The sequence below is a fragment of the Robertmurraya dakarensis genome, from assembly GCF_900156875.1.
In the GTDB taxonomy this organism is placed as follows: Bacteria; Bacillota; Bacilli; order Bacillales; family Cytobacillaceae; genus Robertmurraya; species Robertmurraya dakarensis.
The window spans coordinates 407,759-428,132 of sequence record NZ_LT707408.1 but is presented as its reverse complement, the minus strand read 5'-3'; the positions used below and the strand labels follow the sequence as shown (position 1 = coordinate 428,132).

Annotated in this window: 28 protein-coding genes and 1 other annotated feature; of the genes, 8 read left to right on the top strand and 20 right to left on the bottom strand. The window is 38.2% G+C overall.

All coding sequences use genetic code 11. The features are described 5' to 3' along the window. Positions 1 to 94 precede the first annotated feature (94 nt). Positions 95 to 253, top strand: coding sequence for a hypothetical protein (locus CZ487_RS26490; RefSeq protein WP_154676007.1), 159 nt, complete (start codon positions 95 to 97; stop codon positions 251 to 253). Between the two features lie 44 nt (positions 254 to 297). On the opposite strand, the gene pdxR is transcribed toward CZ487_RS26490, so the two are convergent. Further along, entirely contained in the window at positions 298 to 1,701 is a 1,404-nt protein-coding gene (gene pdxR / locus CZ487_RS03130) for a MocR-like pyridoxine biosynthesis transcription factor PdxR (RefSeq protein WP_077210786.1), read from the bottom strand. A gap of 117 nt (positions 1,702 to 1,818) precedes the next feature. On the opposite strand from pdxR, the gene CZ487_RS03125 reads away from it, so the two are divergent. Continuing rightward, positions 1,819 to 2,229 (top strand): GNAT family N-acetyltransferase, encoded by a 411-nt coding sequence (locus CZ487_RS03125; protein ID WP_077210785.1) that lies wholly within the window; start codon positions 1,819 to 1,821, stop codon positions 2,227 to 2,229. A gap of 56 nt (positions 2,230 to 2,285) precedes the next feature. On the opposite strand, the gene CZ487_RS03120 is transcribed toward CZ487_RS03125, so the two are convergent. The 4 genes from CZ487_RS03120 to CZ487_RS03110 all read right to left on the bottom strand — a co-directional run bounded on the left by CZ487_RS03120 (position 2,286) and on the right by CZ487_RS03110 (position 4,717). After that, entirely contained in the window at positions 2,286 to 2,612 is a 327-nt protein-coding gene (locus tag CZ487_RS03120) for an ArsR/SmtB family transcription factor (protein ID WP_077210784.1), read from the bottom strand. Then, complete coding sequence (locus CZ487_RS03115; RefSeq protein WP_077210783.1) at positions 2,612 to 3,034, bottom strand: SRPBCC family protein; 423 nt, start codon at positions 3,032 to 3,034, stop codon at positions 2,612 to 2,614. Before CZ487_RS03115 ends, CZ487_RS03120 begins: the two co-directional genes overlap by 1 nt. A 99-nt stretch (positions 3,035 to 3,133) precedes the next feature. Further along, on the bottom strand, positions 3,134 to 3,274 hold the full coding sequence (locus CZ487_RS26485; protein ID WP_154676006.1) for a hypothetical protein: 141 nt from the start codon (positions 3,272 to 3,274) through the stop codon (positions 3,134 to 3,136). 315 nt (positions 3,275 to 3,589) lie between these two features. Then, entirely contained in the window at positions 3,590 to 4,717 is a 1,128-nt protein-coding gene (locus CZ487_RS03110; RefSeq protein ID WP_077210782.1) for an MGDG synthase family glycosyltransferase, read from the bottom strand. A gap of 124 nt (positions 4,718 to 4,841) precedes the next feature. Here CZ487_RS03110 and CZ487_RS03105 point away from each other — a divergent pair, with 124 nt between their 5' ends. Continuing rightward, a complete protein-coding gene (locus CZ487_RS03105; protein ID WP_077210781.1) occupies positions 4,842 to 5,687 on the top strand; it encodes a metallophosphoesterase in 846 nt (281 codons plus the stop codon). A 34-nt stretch (positions 5,688 to 5,721) separates the two neighbouring features. Here CZ487_RS03105 and CZ487_RS03100 read toward each other — a convergent pair whose 3' ends face one another. After that, on the bottom strand, positions 5,722 to 6,285 hold the full coding sequence (locus tag CZ487_RS03100; RefSeq protein ID WP_077210780.1) for a YkoP family protein: 564 nt from the start codon (positions 6,283 to 6,285) through the stop codon (positions 5,722 to 5,724). 213 nt (positions 6,286 to 6,498) lie between these two features. Between CZ487_RS03100 and CZ487_RS03095 the strand changes: the two genes are divergently transcribed. The 3 genes from CZ487_RS03095 (at position 6,499) to CZ487_RS03085 (ending at position 7,879) form a co-directional block, all read left to right on the top strand. Then, entirely contained in the window at positions 6,499 to 6,702 is a 204-nt protein-coding gene (locus CZ487_RS03095; RefSeq protein ID WP_077210779.1) for a DUF1657 domain-containing protein, read from the top strand. A 93-nt stretch (positions 6,703 to 6,795) separates the two neighbouring features. Then, positions 6,796 to 7,002 (top strand): DUF1657 domain-containing protein, encoded by a 207-nt coding sequence (locus CZ487_RS03090; protein ID WP_077210778.1) that lies wholly within the window; start codon positions 6,796 to 6,798, stop codon positions 7,000 to 7,002. Between the two features lie 16 nt (positions 7,003 to 7,018). Further along, complete coding sequence (locus CZ487_RS03085; RefSeq protein ID WP_077210777.1) at positions 7,019 to 7,879, top strand: DUF421 domain-containing protein; 861 nt, start codon at positions 7,019 to 7,021, stop codon at positions 7,877 to 7,879. 56 nt (positions 7,880 to 7,935) lie between these two features. On the opposite strand, the gene CZ487_RS03080 is transcribed toward CZ487_RS03085, so the two are convergent. The 3 genes from CZ487_RS03080 to CZ487_RS03070 all read right to left on the bottom strand — a co-directional run bounded on the left by CZ487_RS03080 (position 7,936) and on the right by CZ487_RS03070 (position 10,729). Continuing rightward, positions 7,936 to 8,355, bottom strand: coding sequence for a DUF1801 domain-containing protein (locus tag CZ487_RS03080; protein WP_077210776.1), 420 nt, complete (start codon positions 8,353 to 8,355; stop codon positions 7,936 to 7,938). Between the two features lie 124 nt (positions 8,356 to 8,479). Next, positions 8,480 to 9,250 carry an SDR family NAD(P)-dependent oxidoreductase gene (locus CZ487_RS03075; protein ID WP_077210775.1) on the bottom strand — a complete coding sequence of 257 codons (771 nt, stop codon included), beginning with the start codon at positions 9,248 to 9,250 and terminating at the stop codon, positions 8,480 to 8,482. A 105-nt stretch (positions 9,251 to 9,355) separates the two neighbouring features. Next, a complete protein-coding gene (locus CZ487_RS03070; RefSeq protein WP_077210774.1) occupies positions 9,356 to 10,729 on the bottom strand; it encodes an MDR family MFS transporter in 1,374 nt (457 codons plus the stop codon). A gap of 205 nt (positions 10,730 to 10,934) precedes the next feature. Between CZ487_RS03070 and CZ487_RS03065 the strand changes: the two genes are divergently transcribed. Next, entirely contained in the window at positions 10,935 to 11,546 is a 612-nt protein-coding gene (locus CZ487_RS03065; protein ID WP_077210773.1) for a class I SAM-dependent methyltransferase, read from the top strand. 84 nt (positions 11,547 to 11,630) lie between these two features. On the opposite strand, the gene CZ487_RS03060 is transcribed toward CZ487_RS03065, so the two are convergent. The 11 genes from CZ487_RS03060 to CZ487_RS03010 all read right to left on the bottom strand — a co-directional run bounded on the left by CZ487_RS03060 (position 11,631) and on the right by CZ487_RS03010 (position 19,376). Continuing rightward, positions 11,631 to 12,392 carry an SDR family NAD(P)-dependent oxidoreductase gene (locus CZ487_RS03060; protein ID WP_077210772.1) on the bottom strand — a complete coding sequence of 254 codons (762 nt, stop codon included), beginning with the start codon at positions 12,390 to 12,392 and terminating at the stop codon, positions 11,631 to 11,633. Between the two features lie 99 nt (positions 12,393 to 12,491). Beyond that, positions 12,492 to 12,713, bottom strand: a complete 222-nt coding sequence (locus tag CZ487_RS03055; protein ID WP_237562790.1) for a hypothetical protein — start codon at positions 12,711 to 12,713, stop codon at positions 12,492 to 12,494. A 23-nt stretch (positions 12,714 to 12,736) separates the two neighbouring features. Beyond that, on the bottom strand, positions 12,737 to 13,003 hold the full coding sequence (locus tag CZ487_RS03050; RefSeq protein ID WP_077210771.1) for a phosphocarrier protein HPr: 267 nt from the start codon (positions 13,001 to 13,003) through the stop codon (positions 12,737 to 12,739). Between the two features lie 163 nt (positions 13,004 to 13,166). After that, complete coding sequence (locus tag CZ487_RS03045) at positions 13,167 to 13,355, bottom strand: hypothetical protein (protein ID WP_077210770.1); 189 nt, start codon at positions 13,353 to 13,355, stop codon at positions 13,167 to 13,169. Positions 13,356 to 13,620: 265 nt separating this feature from the next. After that, on the bottom strand, positions 13,621 to 13,875 hold the full coding sequence (locus CZ487_RS03040; RefSeq protein ID WP_077210769.1) for a GlsB/YeaQ/YmgE family stress response membrane protein: 255 nt from the start codon (positions 13,873 to 13,875) through the stop codon (positions 13,621 to 13,623). Positions 13,876 to 14,009: 134 nt separating this feature from the next. Beyond that, entirely contained in the window at positions 14,010 to 14,678 is a 669-nt protein-coding gene (locus CZ487_RS03035; protein WP_077210768.1) for a phosphoribosylanthranilate isomerase, read from the bottom strand. Next, the gene (locus tag CZ487_RS03030) at positions 14,675 to 15,400 is read right to left on the bottom strand and encodes an indole-3-glycerol-phosphate synthase (protein ID WP_084783113.1); all 726 of its coding nucleotides are present in this window, start codon (positions 15,398 to 15,400) and stop codon (positions 14,675 to 14,677) included. Before CZ487_RS03030 ends, CZ487_RS03035 begins: the two co-directional genes overlap by 4 nt. Positions 15,401 to 15,402: 2 nt before the next feature. Then, a complete protein-coding gene (gene trpD, locus CZ487_RS03025; protein WP_077210767.1) occupies positions 15,403 to 16,434 on the bottom strand; it encodes an anthranilate phosphoribosyltransferase in 1,032 nt (343 codons plus the stop codon). An 87-nt stretch (positions 16,435 to 16,521) separates the two neighbouring features. Next, on the bottom strand, positions 16,522 to 17,292 hold the full coding sequence (gene trpA / locus CZ487_RS03020; protein WP_077210766.1) for a tryptophan synthase subunit alpha: 771 nt from the start codon (positions 17,290 to 17,292) through the stop codon (positions 16,522 to 16,524). Next, positions 17,285 to 18,469, bottom strand: a complete 1,185-nt coding sequence (gene trpB, locus CZ487_RS03015; protein WP_077210765.1) for a tryptophan synthase subunit beta — start codon at positions 18,467 to 18,469, stop codon at positions 17,285 to 17,287. The genes trpA and trpB overlap by 8 nt, the downstream gene beginning before the upstream one ends. Before the next feature lie 49 nt (positions 18,470 to 18,518). Further along, positions 18,519 to 18,761 (bottom strand) — a binding site (T-box leader). Between the two features lie 117 nt (positions 18,762 to 18,878). Beyond that, positions 18,879 to 19,376, bottom strand: a complete 498-nt coding sequence (locus tag CZ487_RS03010) for a YehS family protein (RefSeq protein WP_077210764.1) — start codon at positions 19,374 to 19,376, stop codon at positions 18,879 to 18,881. A gap of 207 nt (positions 19,377 to 19,583) precedes the next feature. Here CZ487_RS03010 and CZ487_RS03005 point away from each other — a divergent pair, with 207 nt between their 5' ends. Next, positions 19,584 to 20,153: a uracil-DNA glycosylase gene (locus CZ487_RS03005; RefSeq protein ID WP_077210763.1), complete on the top strand. Its 570-nt coding sequence runs from the start codon at positions 19,584 to 19,586 to the stop codon at positions 20,151 to 20,153. Positions 20,154 to 20,374 lie beyond the last annotated feature (221 nt).

Below are 20,374 nucleotides of genomic sequence, written 5' to 3'. Positions count from 1 at the left end.
TTAGTTTGTCAACATAGAAATGACAGTAATTTTAAGATGAATAATTTTAAAATTAAAACGAAACCTAATAGCAGTTTCTTAGGAGGTGAAACATTTGGCAAATAGACAGAATCAAAACAACAGAAACCCTAAAAATAGAGCGGCCAATAGTCAGCCAGGTTCAGGATCGGCTTATCATCGTGAACATGCAAACAACGTTCCAGATTACGGTGGTAATAGCATGGATCCGAACGCTGAGAAATTCCAAGAATAGTATTCTTTTTAGTTTATTATAGACGCCCATTTGCGGCGTTTTTTTTATGTCTCCCATGCCTTTTTTAAGATTTTAACCCCTAACTCTATTTCTGATAGTGATAACCCTCCAAATCCTAATAAAATTTTGGTTTCCTTGATGTCCTTTGGATCTGCATAATAGATCGACAAAGGGTATACTTTAACACCTGCCTCAAGTGCCTTAGAAATTAAAGCATCTTCAGTCATATGGGTCTTCACCTTTACGACGATATGAAGCCCCGATTGTTCACCAATTACTTCAACCTCATTCCCGAACTGTTTATTTAGTGAACTTACTAACACCGCCTGCTTTTTTCGGTAAAGGGTTCTCATTTTATTTAAGTGGCTATGCCAAAATCCTTCATTCATAAAATGAAATATTGTGTTTTGATGCAGTCTTGATGTTTGCTGCTTGTATAACGTAAAGTGTTCTTGATAGACCTTTGTGAGTTCTTTCGGGAGAACAAGGTAGCTTACACGTATAGAAGGGATTAAGGATTTCGAGAAAGTCCCTAGGTAGATTACTCTTCCTATCTTATCTAACCCTTGCAATGACGGAATCGGTTTTCCCTTGTAGCGATACTCCCCATCATAATCATCTTCAATAATATATCCGCCTCTCTCCTCCGCCCACTTTAATAATTCCATACGACGCTGTATCGGCATTACCATTCCGCATGGAAATTGATGCGATGGAGTTATATATACAACCGTTGCTGCACTCTCATACAACTTTTCAATATTAATTCCATCACCATCTAGCTGAATATAATGTAAGTCGGCCCCTAAATCTTTCAACACAACTCTGGTCCGATGAAAACCAGGGTTCTCCAGAGCAAATGCATAACCCTCACCAAGAATCAAATAAAGCAAGGATAATAAAGATTGGGTACCTGCCCCGATGACAATTTGATCTGATGAACACCTTACACCCCTTGAAGCAAATAAATATTTGGCAATCTGTTCCCGAAGTTGTAACTCTCCTTGGGGATCCCCGCTATAAAAAAGAGCACCTTGATCCTCGTATATAGATTGCAATGTTAGCTTTTTCCAAGCAGAAAATGGAAAATGTTCTAAATCCACTTTTCCTGAATTAAAGTCAATTTTCACACTGCTATTCTTGGTTTCACTCGTTCTCTCTTCTTCAGGCGGTGCTATTTTTTCAATGAAAAGCTCTTCTTCCAAATTTGCAACAAATACTCCCTGCCGCTGCTTACTTATGATATATCCTTCTGCATTAAGCTGATCATAGGCTGCTTGAATCGTATTAATGCTGATTCCTAGATAGGTAGATAGCTTCCTTTTTGATGGTAATTTTTCATTAGGCTTAATTCTCCCAGCTAGAATCTCTTCCTTTATATAATCAACTAATTGTACATAAAGCGGCTTGCCGTTCTTTTCATCAAATGCAGGTGTAATTTCTATCATCCTTTTTCCTCCAACTCGAAACTGGTTCTAATCAAAAGACATAAACTGGTTCTTTTGATTATACCAGCGTTTATTAAGATATAGATAAAAGAATTTTATTAAAAGGAGAAGATACCCTTGGAAAAAACCAGCTTAATAACATATCAAAAGAAGAGTAAAATTCAAGCAGAGGAGCTTGCACAAGTATTTCAAGCATCAGGAATACGTAGACCTGTTCATGATTTACCTCGTCTTCAACAAATGATCGATCATGCCGATATCCTCCTTGCTGCTTGGGCAGGGGAGAAATTAATTGGAGTTGCAAGAGCCCTTACCGATTACAGCTACTGCTGCTATTTATCAGATTTAGCTGTGGATAAGGACTATCAAAAGAACGGGATTGGAAAAAAACTAATTCAACAACTGCAAGAGGAAATCGGCGAGGAAACAGCGTTAATCCTTCTTGCCTCCCCTATCGCCATGAATTATTACCCTCATATCGGATTTAATAACATTGAAAATGGCTTTATCATTCCTCGAAAAAGGTAAAAAATTGCAGCCAAAAATAATAAAGAGGCCGAAATGGATAATCGGCCTCTGGTTACTTATGAATTCTCTTGATCATTTTCAGCTATATACTTCAGCATGGTTAATTTATTATTCCAAAACTGTTCATAATAAGTCAGCCACTGCTTTACCTCTTCTAGAGGTTCAGGCTGTAAGCTATATAGTCTTTCTCTTCCTTCCTTGCGCCCAATAACCAACTTGGCATCTGAAAGGATCTGCAGATGCTTTACGATTGCTGTCCGGCTTACACTAAAATGGGAGGCAATCTTGGCAATTGGCATTTCCTCTCTCGAAAGCAATCGAAGAAGCTCCCTGCGAGTCGGGTCAGCAATTGCCTGAAATACATCATGCCTAACCGCTGACACTACTGCTCAACAACCTTTTTAAGCTCACCAACGATTTTTTCCCACCCGTCATTCATGCGGTCGCGAATGATTGTAACCTTTTCATTTGCTTTTGGAACGATCTCATCAGAGTACTTCCAGCCGCTGTGGATAAGAGTAAATTCTGTCTTTCCTTCTACATCAGCAAGCAGGAAAGTAACAATCCAGCCATCTGTATCCCATGAAAAGGAGATTTTAGTCGGCTCCTCCACCTCCAGGACTTTGCAGGGTGAAGGTCCAAAAGGAGACTGCAAATGAAATTCATGCCCTACTATTGGTTTAAAATCATTTGGCATAAACCATTTTTCAATGCCTTCCGAACTGGATACTTTCTCCCAAACCTTTTGGATGGGCGCTTGTATCATAATCGTTTGCTTAATATCATGCACATTTTTCTCACTCATGTTGTAGAACTCCTCTTCTTTAAAAATATAACACCAATCGGTTATGTTTATTAATATAACACCTTTTGGTTTTATTTTAAAGTAAATCTTTTTTCTCTACTACAGTACCGGAAGCTTTTCATTTTTCGCTTTATTTAGTTTTCCCGACTGATCAAGCAGATATGTTACATAATGGTTTATATTAAAACGATCTTCCTCTATAAAACTCTCTATTAATGTTTTTTGATCTTTCACTAACATAAGATTCCCCTCCTAAACCTTCTTAGTTATATGATTCCCAATCCACTACTCTCTTATACATCCTTTTTAAAAAAATATATATCTACTAGGTTCATCTATTAACACCCTTCAATATTGCTAACCACAAACAAATTTGACAACTTTGTGAAACGAATCACAAATCATTGATGATTCAAAAATGACATGATATATTTAATTCATAAAGTAACTCACAACTAAACTTTAACCCCTAAAAGTTTGACTGTGAATCTTTTCTCCCACCCCCTTTATATCAAAACAACCCGGCCATAAATTGAGCCGGGTGTTTTATTTTCATCAATCTTTTTCTCCTAATAACTTAACGATTAAGTCTGCTGGTTCTCCCGGATCAAGATTATCGTGAAAATCCGATAAATGGTCATGAAATTGTTCGATAGCGTGTTGATCCTGCAAGATAGAATAAATAGATTCCGGTATTTTGTCCTTATTAAGGTGAAAAACGAGACCTAATTCTTTTAATTGGTTAAGATTGATTTGCTCCTGCCCTGGTAATGCATCGTAAACCATAATAGGTTTTCTTTTAAAAAGACATTCACTAATGGTGACTCCTCCGGGCTTTGTTAAAACAGCATCAATGCTTTCATAGAGCTTATTCATTTTCTGACGGCAATCGATATAAGGTAAAGGAATGATATTATGCAATTTCTGTACAGCGAGTTTTTCGTATAATTTTGTATTTTTTCCACATAACACATAAAAAAGCAAATGATATTTATGCTGGGTCTTTTTTAATTTCTCAATTAACTCCTCCAGTGAACCCGCACCCATATTTCCCCCAGAGATTAAAATTGATAATGGCTTATTGCTATGGGTAGGAAATTTTTCTACTTTTTTAATTTTAGAATGAATAGGAATACTTGTATTAAAGATCCTCTCATTAGGAATGCCTTTCTTATTTAAAAAACTTCTCCAACTCTTAGTAGGAATAAAATGATAATCAATATGTTCTATCCCCCAAAAACGATGGATAAAAAAATCTGTGTACACATTAATCACTGGTACCTCTAACAACTTTTTCTTTTTTAAGCAATTGACCATGTATGCCGGCAAAGCATGGGTACATATGATTAGATCCGGTTTTTTTTCTTGGATCAGCCTCTTTATAAAAAATAAAAATAAGAGTTCATAGAGCAAATAACGCTTGCTTTCCTCAATATTTTTAAAAACGGATATTTTATAAATGAAGTTATAAAGCTGAGGAAAGCGATGTATCCATTTTAAGTAAACAGCCGAGACGAGACTCTCTATTTTCCCGTAGCTATAAGATAATATATCTACTTTTTCACAAAGAATATGAGGGATACGATCCGTGATACCATCCATTAAAGCACTCGCGACCTGATGATGTCCTGATGGAATTTGTAAAAAAGGCAGAAACAATACTTTTTTTGTTTGCTTTTCCATGATGCACCCTCTTCCTCATTTTCCATAATAAAAAATGGAAAGAACACCCATGGGGTTTTTCCCATCTATTACTTGTAAAACTCCCATCACTTTTCATGTATAATCACTTAAGTGAGGTGATAATGTGAAAAGTTTATTCTTTTTATTACTAGCCATTACTTTGTTTTATTTGATTTTAAAAGCATATAAGAACACAAAAGATATTGTGATTAATAGAGTTAATATTAATGATTCTTACGGACACGCACCTGCATTAAAAATACTTCAGTTATCCGACCTTCATCTCGAAAACATTTCAATTTCGCCCGAAGAGCTTTATGATAAGTTAAGTGCAGAACCTATCGACTTAATTGCGATTACCGGAGACTTTTTAGATCGTAAAAGAACGATTCCTAGACTTGTTCCTTATTTAAAGGTACTAAATCAACTACAGCCCAAATATGGAATTTATGCTGTTCTAGGAAACCATGATTATGTTTTACGTGGGAGCAACCTAGAAACATTGATTGAAACACTAGAGAGCCATCAGGTTAAAGTGCTGCAAAATGAAAATGATACCATTGTAGTTCATGGAAGAGCTGTCAATATTATTGGCATTGATGATTTTAGTACAAACCGCAGTAACATAGAAGAAGCTTATAAGGAAATTAAGTATGGGACGAACTTAGTCTTAACTCATGACCCTAATATTGTTCTTCATATGAAAAAGCATCATTTTGATTATTTGCTTTCTGGACATTTTCACGGTGGTCAGATCTGTTATCCAAAAGCATATCATCTTGCAAAAATGGGGAAACTTGCCAGAATGAATGTCATTAAAGGTCTGCATATGCAAGATGGAAAGCCGTTTTACATTAACGAAGGCCTGGGACAAACAGGTGTTAATATCCGTGTTGGAAGCAGACCTGAGATTACCATTCATACGCTTGCACTTAAGGCTGCGAGCCAGAAAAAGAAAAATGTTATATAAGAAAAAGCTGTTGTTTGAGCAGCTTTTTCTTTTTTTATTTCACTTTATATATATCACTTAGTTTATTAGTAGACATCATTAAATAGTGAGGGCATTGTTCCTTTAACATCTGCCAAATAGAAGATTTCGGACTAGATAAAATTCCAATTGGCAAAAAAGCCATTCTCTTAAACCACTTGTAAATTGGATGGGTGATCTCTATAATTTCAAATCCTAACCGTTCACAGCCTTTACTTAGTAAAGTAATCCCAATAATTCCTTTGATCTCATTTGCATATGGGGAATTTCGAATGTATGCTTCAACCCCCGGAAGCGACTTTTGTACATAACGATAGATCATTTTCCCTTTTTTAATTTCACTTTTGATTTCTTTTAATTCCTTTAATAGTTTGACATTATGTAGATGTATTTTTACCATCAGGTCATTCTTTTGGATGGTCGTTCCATCTGAAAGGGTTGTATTACGGCCTTTATATTTGGTAATTCTGATCCTTAATATAGAGTTCTCCGTTCCAACACGGGGCGGGAATGTTAACCGTGAGCAATGAAAATAAATGGGATCAAGTAAACTCCATATAGAAAGAACATAACCTCTCATCCGCCTGCTGCTCCTTTGCGATTTTCTATTTCATTCATTCTATTTTTAATCTGCGTTAACAATTTTATTTGTGGTAATTTGGGGCAATAGGAAAGAAAGGTCTTTTAAAAATTTCCAGCAACCTACTACTTTTAGCATACATATACTTTCAAGGTTTTTGAAAAAATATAGTCCGTAATACACATACAAAAAAATCGAAAGAAGGATTTAATTATGACAGTTGGAACACAAGTAAAACAAACGATTGCGGGATTAAAAAGCGCTCAAGCTAGCTTAGAGACCTTTGCCCTAGGAACAGAAAATCAATCCGCTAAGCAGCTATATCAAGATGCCGCCAAACAAACACAAGCCATTATAGACAGCATCACTCCAAGACTCCAAGAAATTGAACAGGAAGAGCCTCAGTATAAGCAATAGGCTCAGGTCTGGTTGGCTTAACGCCAACCTTTTGCTGCTTAACAAACGACTCTGTTAAATGAATGACATATTCTAAAATCAGGGGCTGAAAAAATGACTACATTTTCTAATGTAAAACAATGTTTGTCTACTATAAAAGGAATTGAAGCACAATTATCAACGTTAGCCTTGCAGTCTCAAGACCACAATGCTCAAAATGCTTTTCATGAATCAATGCTGATTATGGGCGAAGTCAAAAATGATCTCCAAAATCGTTCCAGAGAGATGAAATTAGAAGAACCACAATATAAGAATTCTTAGGCAAGAGGTGAAATGAATGCCAGATGTTGCTGAAATTGTTATACGTTCTTTAATTTTTATCGCAGTCTTAATTATCATGACAAAAATTTTAGGAAAAAAGCAGATTTCTGAAATTTCCTTCTTTGAATATGTCTCCGGTATTACAATCGGAAGCATCGCTGCAGAAGTAATTATGGGATTAAATCGAAATGTCGGCCACGGGGTCCTAGCGATAACCCTCTTTGCTGTAATCACCTTATTAGTGGATTTCATCTCATTGAAAAGCAAGAAATTTCGGGATGCTGTTGAAGGCAAGGGGACCATTATTATTAAAGACGGCAAGATTATGGAAGATAATTTAAAAAAAGAAATGTATTCACTAGATGAAATTCAAAGTTTGCTTCGAAAAAAAGATATCTTTAATGTTGCAGATGTGGAATTTGCCATGTTGGAACCAAGCGGCGACATATCCGCTCTGTTAAAAAAGGAAAGTAGGCCGCTAACTCCTAAAGATCTTCAACTCAAAACAGCTAACGAAAAGGTACCGCAAACCATTATCATGGACGGAGAAATCATCAATGATGCTATGACAGCATCCGGAAAAGACCGAAGATGGCTTAGTACGGAGCTTGAAAAACTCGGTGTCACCTTAGAAAATGTCTTCTTAGGTCAAGTAGATTCATACGGTGATTTAACGGTGGATATATACGATGACCAAATCAATATCCCGTCACCACAGCAAAGACCACTTTTAAAAGCAATGATTAAAAAATGCCAAGCGGATCTGGAAGTCTTTGCACTATCAACCGAAAGCACCAGTGCGAAAGAGATGTATAAAAAGAACGCTGATAAAATGAAAGAAGTATTAAAGAACTTGGAGCCATACTTAAATGGCTAGTGGAAGTTTTGCCGTTTTACACGATATTTTTTAAACGAGATATCGTGTTTTTTACTTTAATCCGGATAAGTCTCCTTCAAAAACGCTATTGATTGCAGTATTAATGCTTTTAACACATCAACATCAATATCCGCTAACTTATTGATATAAACACAGGCTTTTCCTGTAGTATGCTTTCCAAAGTTATTTAATAGTTCCTCTCTTTTTGTATCACCTGTAGCAAAGTACAGACTAATTTTTGCTTTCCGGGGCGAAAATCCAACCAATGGTGCATCACCTTCATGCCCGCTGGCATATTTATAGTGATACGCCCCAAACCCAATAATACTCTCTCCCCACATCTTAGCAGGGTATCCTGACGCTTCCGTAAATATGTCTAGTAATTGATAAGCATCCCCTCGCTTTTTAGGGTTCTCAACCTTCTCGATAAACTCTATTACACTGGCATCATTTTCTTTAGTCTTCTGCTCATACATAACTAAAATTCTCCTCTCCTATAAAATGCAGCTACCTATCATTTTAAACATAGTCATCAATTCTATACCACTACCATCTTCATAAAAAAACAACCAAGCCGGCCGCTTAGTTGTTTCCTTTCATCTAACGAGATCCCATTCCGCCATCTACTCGGTACTGTACACCTGTAATAAAGGAGCTTTCATCAGAAGCAAGGAATAAGACCAAACTTGCTACATCAGCTGATTCCGCATAACGTCCAAGCGGGATAGCTTTTGTGAATTCTTCTTGGATAAATTCTGCATGATCGGCGCTAAAACCTGTTTCGATTGAACGCATCATTCTTGTATCAACAGGTGAAGGATGAATGGAATTAACTCGTACTTTTGCCTTGGCAGCTTCAACAGCTGCTGCTTTTGTTAAACCGACTACAGCATGTTTGGAAGTAATATACGGCGAGAGATTCGGACTTCCGTGTAGTCCCGCCACCGAAGAAGTGTTGATGACACTTCCGGAACCTTGTTTCATCATAACTGGCAGCACATACTTTAATCCCAAAAACACTCCGCGCACATTCACAGCAAGAACTTTATCAAAATCCTCAACAGATTGCTCTACAAGCGGAGCTACTTTTCCTTCAATCCCTGCATTATTAAAAAAGACATCTATCTGTCCACACTTTTCCATTACTCTGTTAACATAATTGGCGACGTCAGCTTCTTTTGTTACATCTGCTTCAATCGTTAACACTTCTCCGTACGGTGCTAGGTCTGCTTTTGCCTTTTCTAATAATTCTGCAGACAAATCAATTAAAACAACTTTTGAATCTTCACTTAAAAACTTTTCAGCCGTAACCTTCCCTATTTCCCCTGCGCCGCCAGTAATAATCGCAACTTTTCCAGACAATCTCCCCAAATCAATTCCTCCTACAACGGATTTTAAATATCTGATTTTTCAGAATAATTATAACCCTAATATAGCTTGGATTCAAGTAAAATAAGGCTGCTTCACATAGCAGCCTCATTTTGGTGAAAATTGTTTTGCTTTTTTTCTTAGCAGCATTCCTGAAGCACCCAAGGCAAACAGTGATAATACTACTAATTTAATAAAAATGGTATGCAAGCTGGTCTCTAGCTCAATCCCCTTTAGCTGATCACTCAGCCATAAACCAGAAACGGCAATCCCAATCGCTTGACCAAGGTTTTTCATTAAATTATGTGACCCCATCGCCGCACCTCTCATCTTCCAATCAACAGCAGATTGAACAGCAACGGAGAAGGCCGTAAAGGTAATTCCATAGCCGAACCCCATTATGGCTGTTACCACCATCATCCACGGAATCGTGGTGTCAGTCTGGAAGAATACCATTCCCAGACACCCGGCTGTAATGACCAATGTTCCAGTTAAGGTAACCTTTCCAATAGCTGTTTTGCTCAGCCATCTTCCTGATAAAATTGCACCACATAACCAAGCGACCGACATCGGAAGCATTGTAACACCAGATAAAGTGGCATTTAGATTGGTAACTCCTTGTACCCATAAAGGAATATAGAAATTTGCCGTAATTAAAATAAATCCAAGTAAAAAACCAGCGATATTGGCAATCGTAATCATCGGAACAGCAAATAAAGAAAGCGGCAGCATCGGCTCTCTTCCTTTTGCTTCAATCCAAAGAAATAGTAAAACCCCGATAATCGTTACGACAAACAAGGTAAGTATCGTTCCTGTCATTTGCTTTTGTTCTTTTAATAACGAAAGCGCAAATAAAAAGGCAGTCGTACTAATGGCAAACGTAAAGATTCCTGCATAATCAATGACATGTTTCTTCTTTTCAATCTGTTCGTGCAGGGACATCCAAATTAGAAAAATTGAAACGATGCCAAAAGGAATATTCATAAAGAATATCCAATGCCAAGAGATTTGGTCTACGATAAATCCACCGGCAAGCGGTCCGATAATTCCCGAAACTCCCCAGACACTGCTAATTAATCCCTGTATTTTCCCGCGCTGTTCATAAGTAAATATATCCCCTATAATCGTAAAAGGAATCGTCGTAAGTGCTCCAGCACCTATCCCTTGAATCGCGCGAAAAATAACGAGCTGTTCCATCGATTGTGAAAGCCCTGATAGCGTAGACCCCGCTAAAAAAATAAGGACTCCTAAAATAAACATAATTTTTCTTCCATACAAATCTGCCAATTTACCAAAAATCGGCGTACTTATGACTGTTGTTAATAAATAGACAGATATAACCCAAGTATATAGATGACTGCCGCCTAGGTCCTCTACAATCTTCGGCATAGCTGTGCTGACAATCGTTCCTTCGATGGCCGTTAAAAATGTTGCGATGATTAATGCACTTACGACAGATCTCCTATTTGTTTCATTATTCATATGTCACTTTCCTTCAGAACAGTTTTCATTTCCATAACACATTCCTGCATTCATTTTATTAAAACGCACATTAAATCTATAACTTAATGTCCTTCTTCCACCTGGACTTTTTATTCTGCTCCCTCAACTTACAAATTTAAATATGTATGTGATAAAATTCTGTTAAACAATGGTTCTAGTCTAATCATAAATGAAGGAGCTGGCAATGATTAAATTTACGGGAGAACGGATCATACCTGAGTTAATGAAACCAACAAACGGACTGCTGCTTGAGCATCTTGCCAGGTATCAGTTTGCCATCCCCTATGCAAAGGGACGTGTTCTAGATTTCGCTTGCGGAAGCGGTTTCGGCAGTACGATGGTAGCAAAAGCTGCAAAAAAAGAAATTGATGAAGTGATTGGAATCGACCTTGATGCTGATTCAATCCAATATGCAAAGGGTGCGTATTATCATCCACTCGTAACATTCAAGCAAGAAGATGCAGCGGACCCGACTCTTCCAGAGAAACTTGGATTGTTCGATTTGGTCATGAGTTTTGAAACCATTGAACATGTGCAGGAGGAACAACAATTTCTCGATAATATTTTTAATATGCTAAAGCCTGGAGGAAAGCTCGTTATTTCAACTCCTTTTGGCTCAGGAAGAGGAAAGCCAACAAACGAACCCTTCCACATTCATCAATTAACAGAACAAGAATTTCAAGCTTTGTTTGATTCTTATACAAAAAAGGAATTTTATTATCAAAGAGGCGTCCTTGTTGACTCCGGTAGAGATGGTTTGTACTATCCTATTGGGATTGCTGTTTGCACGAAGTAATCTCTACCGTTTATTGAATAAAGACCGCAGCATACATTGCTGCTTTTAGTTTCCGCTGGTGTTTTGCTATCAATCCTTTATTCCCTAAAAGTTCATTTTGGATTGTCCACCATCTACATTAATGGACGCCCCGACAATCCATGATGATTTTTCGGAAGCTAGAAAAGCTACAACATTCGCTATCTCCTCAGGTTTACCAAAACGGCCGGCAGGAATTTGGGTTTGTACAAACTTTTCCATTCCTTCTGGATCCTGTTCAATTCGTTTGATCCAATTCCCTGTCTCATGAAGGATACTTCCAGGAGCGATACTGTTAACACGAATTCCCGAAGAAATCACCTCATCAGCCAAGGATTTTGTAAAACTTATGAGTGCAGATTTTGCATTATTATAAGTGGCTTTCCCTCCACTTTCTCTTCCATAAATGGATGTTATATTAATGATTGAACCACTGCCGTTCTTTTTCATATGATCAACCGCAAGCTTACTTAAATGAACAGCAGAAAAATAATTTAATTCCATTGCTTCATAAAATAAGTCCATCGACGTTTCACAAATCTTACCGCCATTGCTGCCGCCTGCATTATTAATAAGAACATCAATGCTCCCTTGATTTTCTATAAATTTTCGCATTAAGTTTTCACGTTCACTTTTTTCTGTTATATCAGTTTGAATGATTTTGACCTTTCCTCCCAAATCTTCCTTCGCTTCTTCTAAGTAATCAATATTTCGCGCAGCAAGGGTAACGTCAGCTCCTTCTACTACAAACACTTCCGCAATCGCTTTTCCTATCCCTTTAGAACCACCAGTTATAAGAATGTTTTTTCCTTTTAAATGCAAATCCATCATTCATTCTCCTTAAGGTTTTAATTATAGATATCTCTCACAATCACTATCATAACAGAAAAAAACTGTGGGATTAACGAGAATCCGCACAGTTACATTTTACTGCTCTTTTATTTCATCAATAAGCTGTTTTGTTCTTTTCGCGTTACCCTCAGCAAAATTTTCTAGGCGTTCTTTTAGTTCATCATCATCATGTACTCGTTCAGCTGTAATGAGGTATGTTCGCATTAAATCCTCTTCAACTTCAATTGCTGCTTCAAGTGTTTCTTCAAGCTTTTCCTTTTCTTCTTCTTTTCCACGATGATCTTTACTGATGGACAAAACCCCCTTTCATGACAACTCGATTATTCTGCAAGACCTTCCGTTTTCAAACTTTCTTCTAATGCTTTAAGGGCATCCTCTTCATCAGATCCTTCCGCAATCACTTTTATTTCAGCACCTTTGCCAATTCCTAGTGACATGACACCCATAATTGATTTTAAGTTAACTGCTTTGCCATTGTATTCTAGCTTCACATCTGACTCGAATTTACCAGCAGCCTGAACAAGCTTTGTTGCCGGTCGAGCATGAATCCCCGCTTCATCAATAATTGTAAAAGTTTTCTCTGCCATTTCTATCTTGCCCCTTCCTTTATAAGTAAAAGTTATGTATTGAATAGTATTGAAAAGAGAAACACACAGTCCTATTGTGTACAAATTCTTTCACCTTATCCAAAAAAACACACAAAAAAATCCCTTCAAGTTATTGCACTTGAAGGAATCGTATAATTAGAATTTATTTTACAAGTCGAAGATGCGTTGCTCTCTTTTTATTTGAGCTTTTATTTAAGTCCCAAAAAGCTGCTCCAATTAAGGTGATAATGGCAATGAAAAAAATAATCATGGCAATACCCGTTGATACCTTTAAGCTAACAAAATAGAATAAGAATAAATCCAAAATCGTCACAAAGAAAAAAGCATTCATAATTCACACCTCTTTTCATTTGTTACAAAACTTCTACAAAAGTTTGACAATATTGTGAAAGTTATTTGACTATATTTTAATCCTGATACATGAATATGTAAAGAAATTATTTAGACCCGCTCTAAATCTAGTTGTGGGGAAATTGGGATAGAATTTAAAGGGAAGTATTTTCATATAAAAAAGGGATAGACTCCACAATACTCGTCTATCCCTCCTAATTATGAAATTTTTCATTAGCAAATCTTGAAGGCTGTCTTCTATTTTTCTAATCAAAGATCTTGGCAATCACTCCAGCTAGGATGACAACAATAATTGAACCAAGCAAAGAGGGTACTAATGAAAAGCCCACCAGCATCGGTCCCCATACCCCGAATAAAAGCGGACCTAGCCAAGCTCCAATAAAACCGGCGACAATCGCCCCAGCCCACCCGCCTGGCATACCAACAGGCGATAATTTTTCAGCAACAGTTCCAATGATTAAGGAAATTAGGGCGGTAAGAATAAACGTAATAAGACTCATATACAAATCTCCTTTTTACCAGCTTATGCATGTCTTTTTTCATTTGTTCACTGGCAAAAATGAGTTTATTCATCATCTTATATCTGAAGTACATCTTGCTTTTCTGTAAAGTCTTCCTTTATCCAGCTATTATATCAGAGACAGCCGCTCACAAACTGGACAATCTGCTCTGGGTCCTTTTCATTTGGCCTTACTTCAACACCTGTCAGAACGTCTACTGCGTAAGGATTTACTTTCCGAACAAGTGATGTTATGTTGTCGGGGTTAAGTCCGCCTGCCATGATTACCGGTAACGTGCTTACTTGTTGAACTTTTTGAAAAGCTGACAAATTAACCATTACACCTGTTCCACCTGGCAGCGATTCCGTATAGGAATCGACTAAGATTGCTGAAATACCTGTTTTACAAAGTTCACTCGCCGCCTTATTCGGTTCTTTGATTTCAAAATCACAGTTTCCATTTTCATCAATACGCAAAGCCTTTATGGTCTTTACACCTTTCAGCTTCAACCTATATGCAATTTCTCCCACTTCCGAGAGATTTTCTTTATAATGCAGCTGCACGACATCGGGACAGACTTTATTGACTACATCCAACACTTTTTGGACGGATCCTCCCGTTACTATACATGTGCTAACAAATGGCGGGACCTGTTGAATAAGCTCCTTCGCTCTTTCGATTGATAAATTCCACGGAACAGACAACGGGTATTCTACAACAAATCCAACCATGTGCACCCCCGCTTGAACACATAAATTTACATCCTTTTCGTTCATTAATCCGCAAATTTTCACCCTGGTCATGTTAATGATTGCTCCCGCGGAACACTTAATTCGTTCAACATTTTTACCGGATCTTCCGCCTGCAAGATCGCTGTTCCAACTAACACGGCATGTGCTCCTGCCGATGTTGCGCGCGTCACATCAGCAGATGACAAGATTGAACTTTCACTTAAGACTAATGCATCTGGTGGTACGAAGCGTGCCAGCTTTTCTGTTCTCTTCACGTTTCCATCGTCCAATTCCCATTGGAGGATGTTACGATTGTTAATCCCCAAAAAGGTCACTTGCGCTTCCTTAATCGCTAAAATCTCATCTTCATTATGCGTTTCTACTAATGGTTCTAAGCCTAGCAGCAGAGCTTCATCAATCAGTTGATGAAGAGTCTCTTTGTCCATAATAGAAGAAATTAACAGCACTCCGCTTGCTCCATAATCAGCGCTTTCCTGCAATTGCTGCTTATTCTTAATAAAATCCTTTCGTAAAACAGGAACAGGTACGGCATCGGCAATTTGCTGCAGCAACTCCAAAGAGCCCCCGTAATGTTCTGATTCAGTCACTACGGAAATAACTGGAGCTCCAGCTGAAGCTAACACCTTGGCTAGTTCAACAGGATTTCTTCCACGCATCAAATCCCCTTCACCAGGAGACTTGCATTTAATATCAGGAATAACCGGAGTAATACCAGACTGATATTTTTTCCAAAGAACGGTGGTGCATTTACTAGTTTGCAAGGTTCTGTCCATTTTTAGTTCACCACTTTAAGATCGTTTGAAGCAGTTATCAGTTCATTTAATTTCCTCTGTGCAGCACCGCTATCAATAATTTCATTCGCAAGCTGCACTCCCTCTGCAAAGGTAGCTGCTTTATTTCCGATCATTAATGCACCTGCCGCGTTCAGAACAACTGCTTGACGGCGCGGTCCCGCATCTTTTCCTGAAAAAACATTTCTGATCATATTTGCATTTTCTTCTGGTGTACCTGTAGAAATTTCATCAAGCGTACAACGGGACATCCCGAAATCCTCAGGTGCAATTTCATAGCTTGTGATATTACCATTCTTCAATTCATTAATTCTCGTTTTTCCTAACAGTGAAATTTCGTCCAAACCATCTAAACCATGTACAAATAACGCATGCTTATAGCCTAATGATCGCGCCACTTCTGAAACAGTATCTAATAATTCAGGCTTATAAACACCCAATACATGCTTGGCTGCTTTCGCAGGGTTAATGAGCGGCCCAATAATCGTATAGAAAATAGTCTTAATGCCTAAATCCTTTTCAGGCGGCAGCACTTTTCCCATTACCGGATGGTATAGTGGTGCATAAAGAAATGAAATACCTATATCTTCTATAAGCTTCTCAACTGACTTAGGGCTTAAATTTATTTCAACATTCAGTGCTTCTAGCACATCAGCACTTCCTGACAGACTAGAGATAGAACGGCTTCCATGCTTGGCGATCGGAATGCCAGCTGCTGCTGCCACAAAAGCAACAGAAGTTGAGATATTAAATGTACTCAACCCGCCGCCAGTACCACAAGTATCCATACAATCATCTGTTACATTTGGTCTGATCGGAATACAGTTATCACGCATCGCACGTGCAATCGCAGATATTTCTGTTAAAGTTGGTCCCTTCATTAAAAGCGCTACTTGGAAGCCTGCAATTTGTACTTCACTTAGTTCATCATTTTTAATCGCAACAATTAAACTATATGCTTCTTCTTCCGTTAGGTCTTTTCTCTCTGTCAGCTTCTGCAAAACATCTTTAATCATTATCATCTCACCCTTTTTAAATTATTTATGATTTCACAGATAGACCCTTCTATTTAAGAGATAAGGAACCATCTTTGTCATCTGCTTTTAACGAATTGCATCCTTCATATTCCGCACATACTCAGCTACATGCGGTACACAATCCTCACCATATTGCGCTACAATCCTGACAATCGCGCTGCCGACTATAACACCATCTGAAAACTGAGCCACTTTGTTCGCTTGTTCAGGAGTTGAAATACCAAAACCAATCGCACACGGAATGTCTTTGACTTCCTTTACGATTTTAATCATTTCTTCTACATCATTCCCAATTTCCTTGCGTACCCCCGTCACTCCCATTGATGATACACAATAGATGAATCCTTCTGCTTCCTTAGCGATAAGGCGGATGCGGTCCTTTGAAGTAGGAGCAATCATGGATATTAGCGTTACACCATACTCTGAACAAAAAGGAAGAAGTTCTTCTTTTTCTTCAAACGGCAGATCAGGAACAATTACAGCACAAACGCCAGCCTCTTGGCAGTTTTTCATAAACTTCTCTGCTCCATAAGTAAAGATCGGATTTACATATGTCATAAATGCAATGGGAACGGTACTGCTTATCCGGATTCGCTTCACCATAGCAAAGATTTTATCCGTTGTCGTACCAGCTGAAAGAGCACGATAATCCGCTTCTTGAATAACGGGTCCCTCTGCAATTGGATCTGAAAAAGGGATCCCAAGCTCGATTAAATCTGCTCCCGCTTCAGCCATCTCAATAACCAATCGTTCTGTTATATCCAATGAAGGATCTCCAGCAGTGATAAACGGGATAAACGCCTTGCCATCAGAAAATACTTGCTGTAACTTATTCATAAATTTGCACTCCTTTGTAACGTGCTATCGCTGCAACGTCCTTATCTCCTCTACCCGATAAACAAATGACCATTATTTGATCAGAGCTCATCGCAGGAGCAAGTTTCCTCGCATGTGCCACTGCGTGGGCACTTTCAATCGCAGGAATGATTCCTTCTACACGAGAAAGATATTCAAATGCTTCAACGGCTTCATCATCGGTCACTGGTACATATTCAGCTCTTCCTTGATCATGCAGATCAGCATGCTCAGGTCCTATTCCTGGATAATCAAGTCCTGCTGAAATCGAATGAACAGGCGCAATCTGACCGTATTCATCTTGACAGAAATAAGATTTCATTCCATGGAAAATACCTAACGTTCCGGTCGCAATCGTTGCCGCTGTTTTTTCCGTCTGCACCCCATGTCCTGCTGCCTCGCAGCCAACTAAGCGCACTTCTTTATCTTCAATAAATTCATAGAAAGAACCGATAGCATTACTTCCTCCCCCAACACACGCTAGGACAGCATCCGGCAATCTTCCTTCTTCTTCTAACATTTGCTGCTTAATTTCACGGCTGATTACACTTTGAAAATCGCGTACGATTGTCGGGAATGGATGCGGCCCCATAACAGAACCAAGCACATAATGTGTGTCGTGTACACGCTGAGTCCATTCACGCATCGTTTCGTTCACAGCATCTTTCAACGTTTGTGTCCCGCTAGTGACAGCATGTACTTTCGCGCCGAGAAGCTCCATTCGGTACACATTAAGGGCTTGCCTGTCAGTATCTTCCTTCCCCATAAAAATTTCACATTCTAATCCAAGTAAGGCAGCAGCAGTAGCAGTAGCAACACCATGCTGTCCAGCACCAGTCTCAGCAATAACACGAGTTTTCCCCATACGCTTTGCAAGCAGCACTTGACCAAGCACATTATTGATTTTATGGGAGCCCGTATGATTTAAATCCTCACGCTTTAGATAGATCTTAGCCCCGCCAAGATCCTCCGTCATTTTCTCTGCATAATATAAAAGTGACGGCCGGCCAGCATATTTATTTAACAAGCTAGTAAACTCCTCTAAAAATTCGGGATCATTTTTATAAAAATTATACTCATTCTCCAGCTCAATCACGGCATTCATTAGTGTTTCTGGAATATACTGTCCGCCATGGATTCCAAATCTTCCTTTTGACATCCTCTTCATTCTCCTTGTAAGTAAAATAAAAAAAGCCTTCATCCCTCTAAAAAGGGACAAAAGCTTTTAACTTCTGCGGTACCACCCAAATTGACGTCAAACGTCCACTCATTATGCATACAATCATATACATCCCACTGATAACGGACGGGGTCCCGTAAGAACCTACTTTCAAAAGAGTTCAGCCTTCCCTCACAAGTCCATTCAGAATAGTTCTTGCAACCGCTTTTCACCAGCTGCGGCTCTCTAAGTACAAGTCATTATTCCTACTACTCTTGCTCATCGGTTTATTATTTTAAGAATATTTTATCATTTACAACCACCTATTGTCTACAAAATTCTGATGTTTCGAGAAAAAGATCATAATGCAGGTTAGTGGATCTTAGTACCGTATATTTCTTTTCTACCATTATCCTCTGTATTTAAGAGCTAGTCCTTTTAAGAAATTTCTAGCGAATTTATCTCCGCACTCTTTATAATTCTTATGTCCTTCTTTTCTTAATAGTGCTCCGAGCTCTCCTTTTGTTACCGTTATTCCCGCAGTATCAAATATATCCAGCATATCTTCTGTCGTTAATGCCAGGGCTATTTTTACTTTCTTTAATAGAAGATTATTAACATTTGCACCTGTATTTGGGGCATGTTGCTGTGTAGGAGACTGCCCTTGTTTCGGATCTTGATGGCCTCTTTTGTAAACAATCAGTCCATTTAAAAAGGAATCCAGCATACTGTTATTAACTTTAATTTGTTCGTCATCCTCAAATTCATCTTCATTCGTCTTCGTAAGAATCTTCACCACATCTGGGACTGATACTTCCACGCCGCCCAGTTTAAAAATCTCTGCCATTTCTTTATTTTTAATTTCCAACGCATATCGCAGCCGAATTAATATATCGTTATTATCCATTGTTAAATCTCCTATTTACATATTTGTGCTTTCCCTTCGGATGTAAGCACCTAGTTTTTTTAATCTATCTTAAATTAATCCTGATGTCCAGAGCACATGCCGCAATCATTGATACTGGTGCATCTATTGGGAAATAATTAGTAACTTAACCTATGCTATTGGGTATATTAAGGTCAATAATCAATCATTTTATAGGAGGAAAAGACCTTGTCAGTTTTTTGTCCCTCGTTATGGCCGGAAGACCCTACACCCGAACAATTAAAGAGCTGCAGCGAATGCGGTCTTGACAAGCATGGATCACGAATGGTTTGGGGTGAAGGAAATCCGGAGGCACCCATTATTATTTTATTGGACAACCCTGGATCTCGTGAAGATCGCGAAAACAAACCCTTTATTTGCGGAACAAGACAGACACTTCAACACGCTGCCAATGAAGTAGGATTAAAAGTTGATGACTTGTATGTTACCTACATATTAAAAAGGAAGCCTACACGAGCATATGATAAAGAACTCACCAGAAATATCTGCATGGATCACCTTAAACAACAACTACAGTCAAAACAGCCTCAATTAATTTTCTGTTTCGGTAATGTCGCCGTACAATCCTTCTTTCAGAGTGCCGAAAAGGATGTTAAATCGTTGCGGGGCAATATTCATGACACCAATGGATACAAAACTGTTGTAGCTTACCATCCTTTAGCAGTAAGGAGAAGACCAAATCTTTGGCCGCTATTTTTAGAGGATTGGAAACTAGCAGCCGACTATTATTTTAAATAATGACTATTCTTTCAACTCCTTTATGTATGAGGATAGCAGATCCACTATCCTCAAATCGCCGTTTTCTACTTATTATAAATCATTATTTTATCCACAAGTTACCCACAAGTCATCCACAAAAACTCTTTATCATTAATAGTTCTATTATGCATTACTTAGTTTGTTAGAATATTATTCTAATTTTCATCTATTATAGAAGCTTTCTTCATGATAAAATTAAG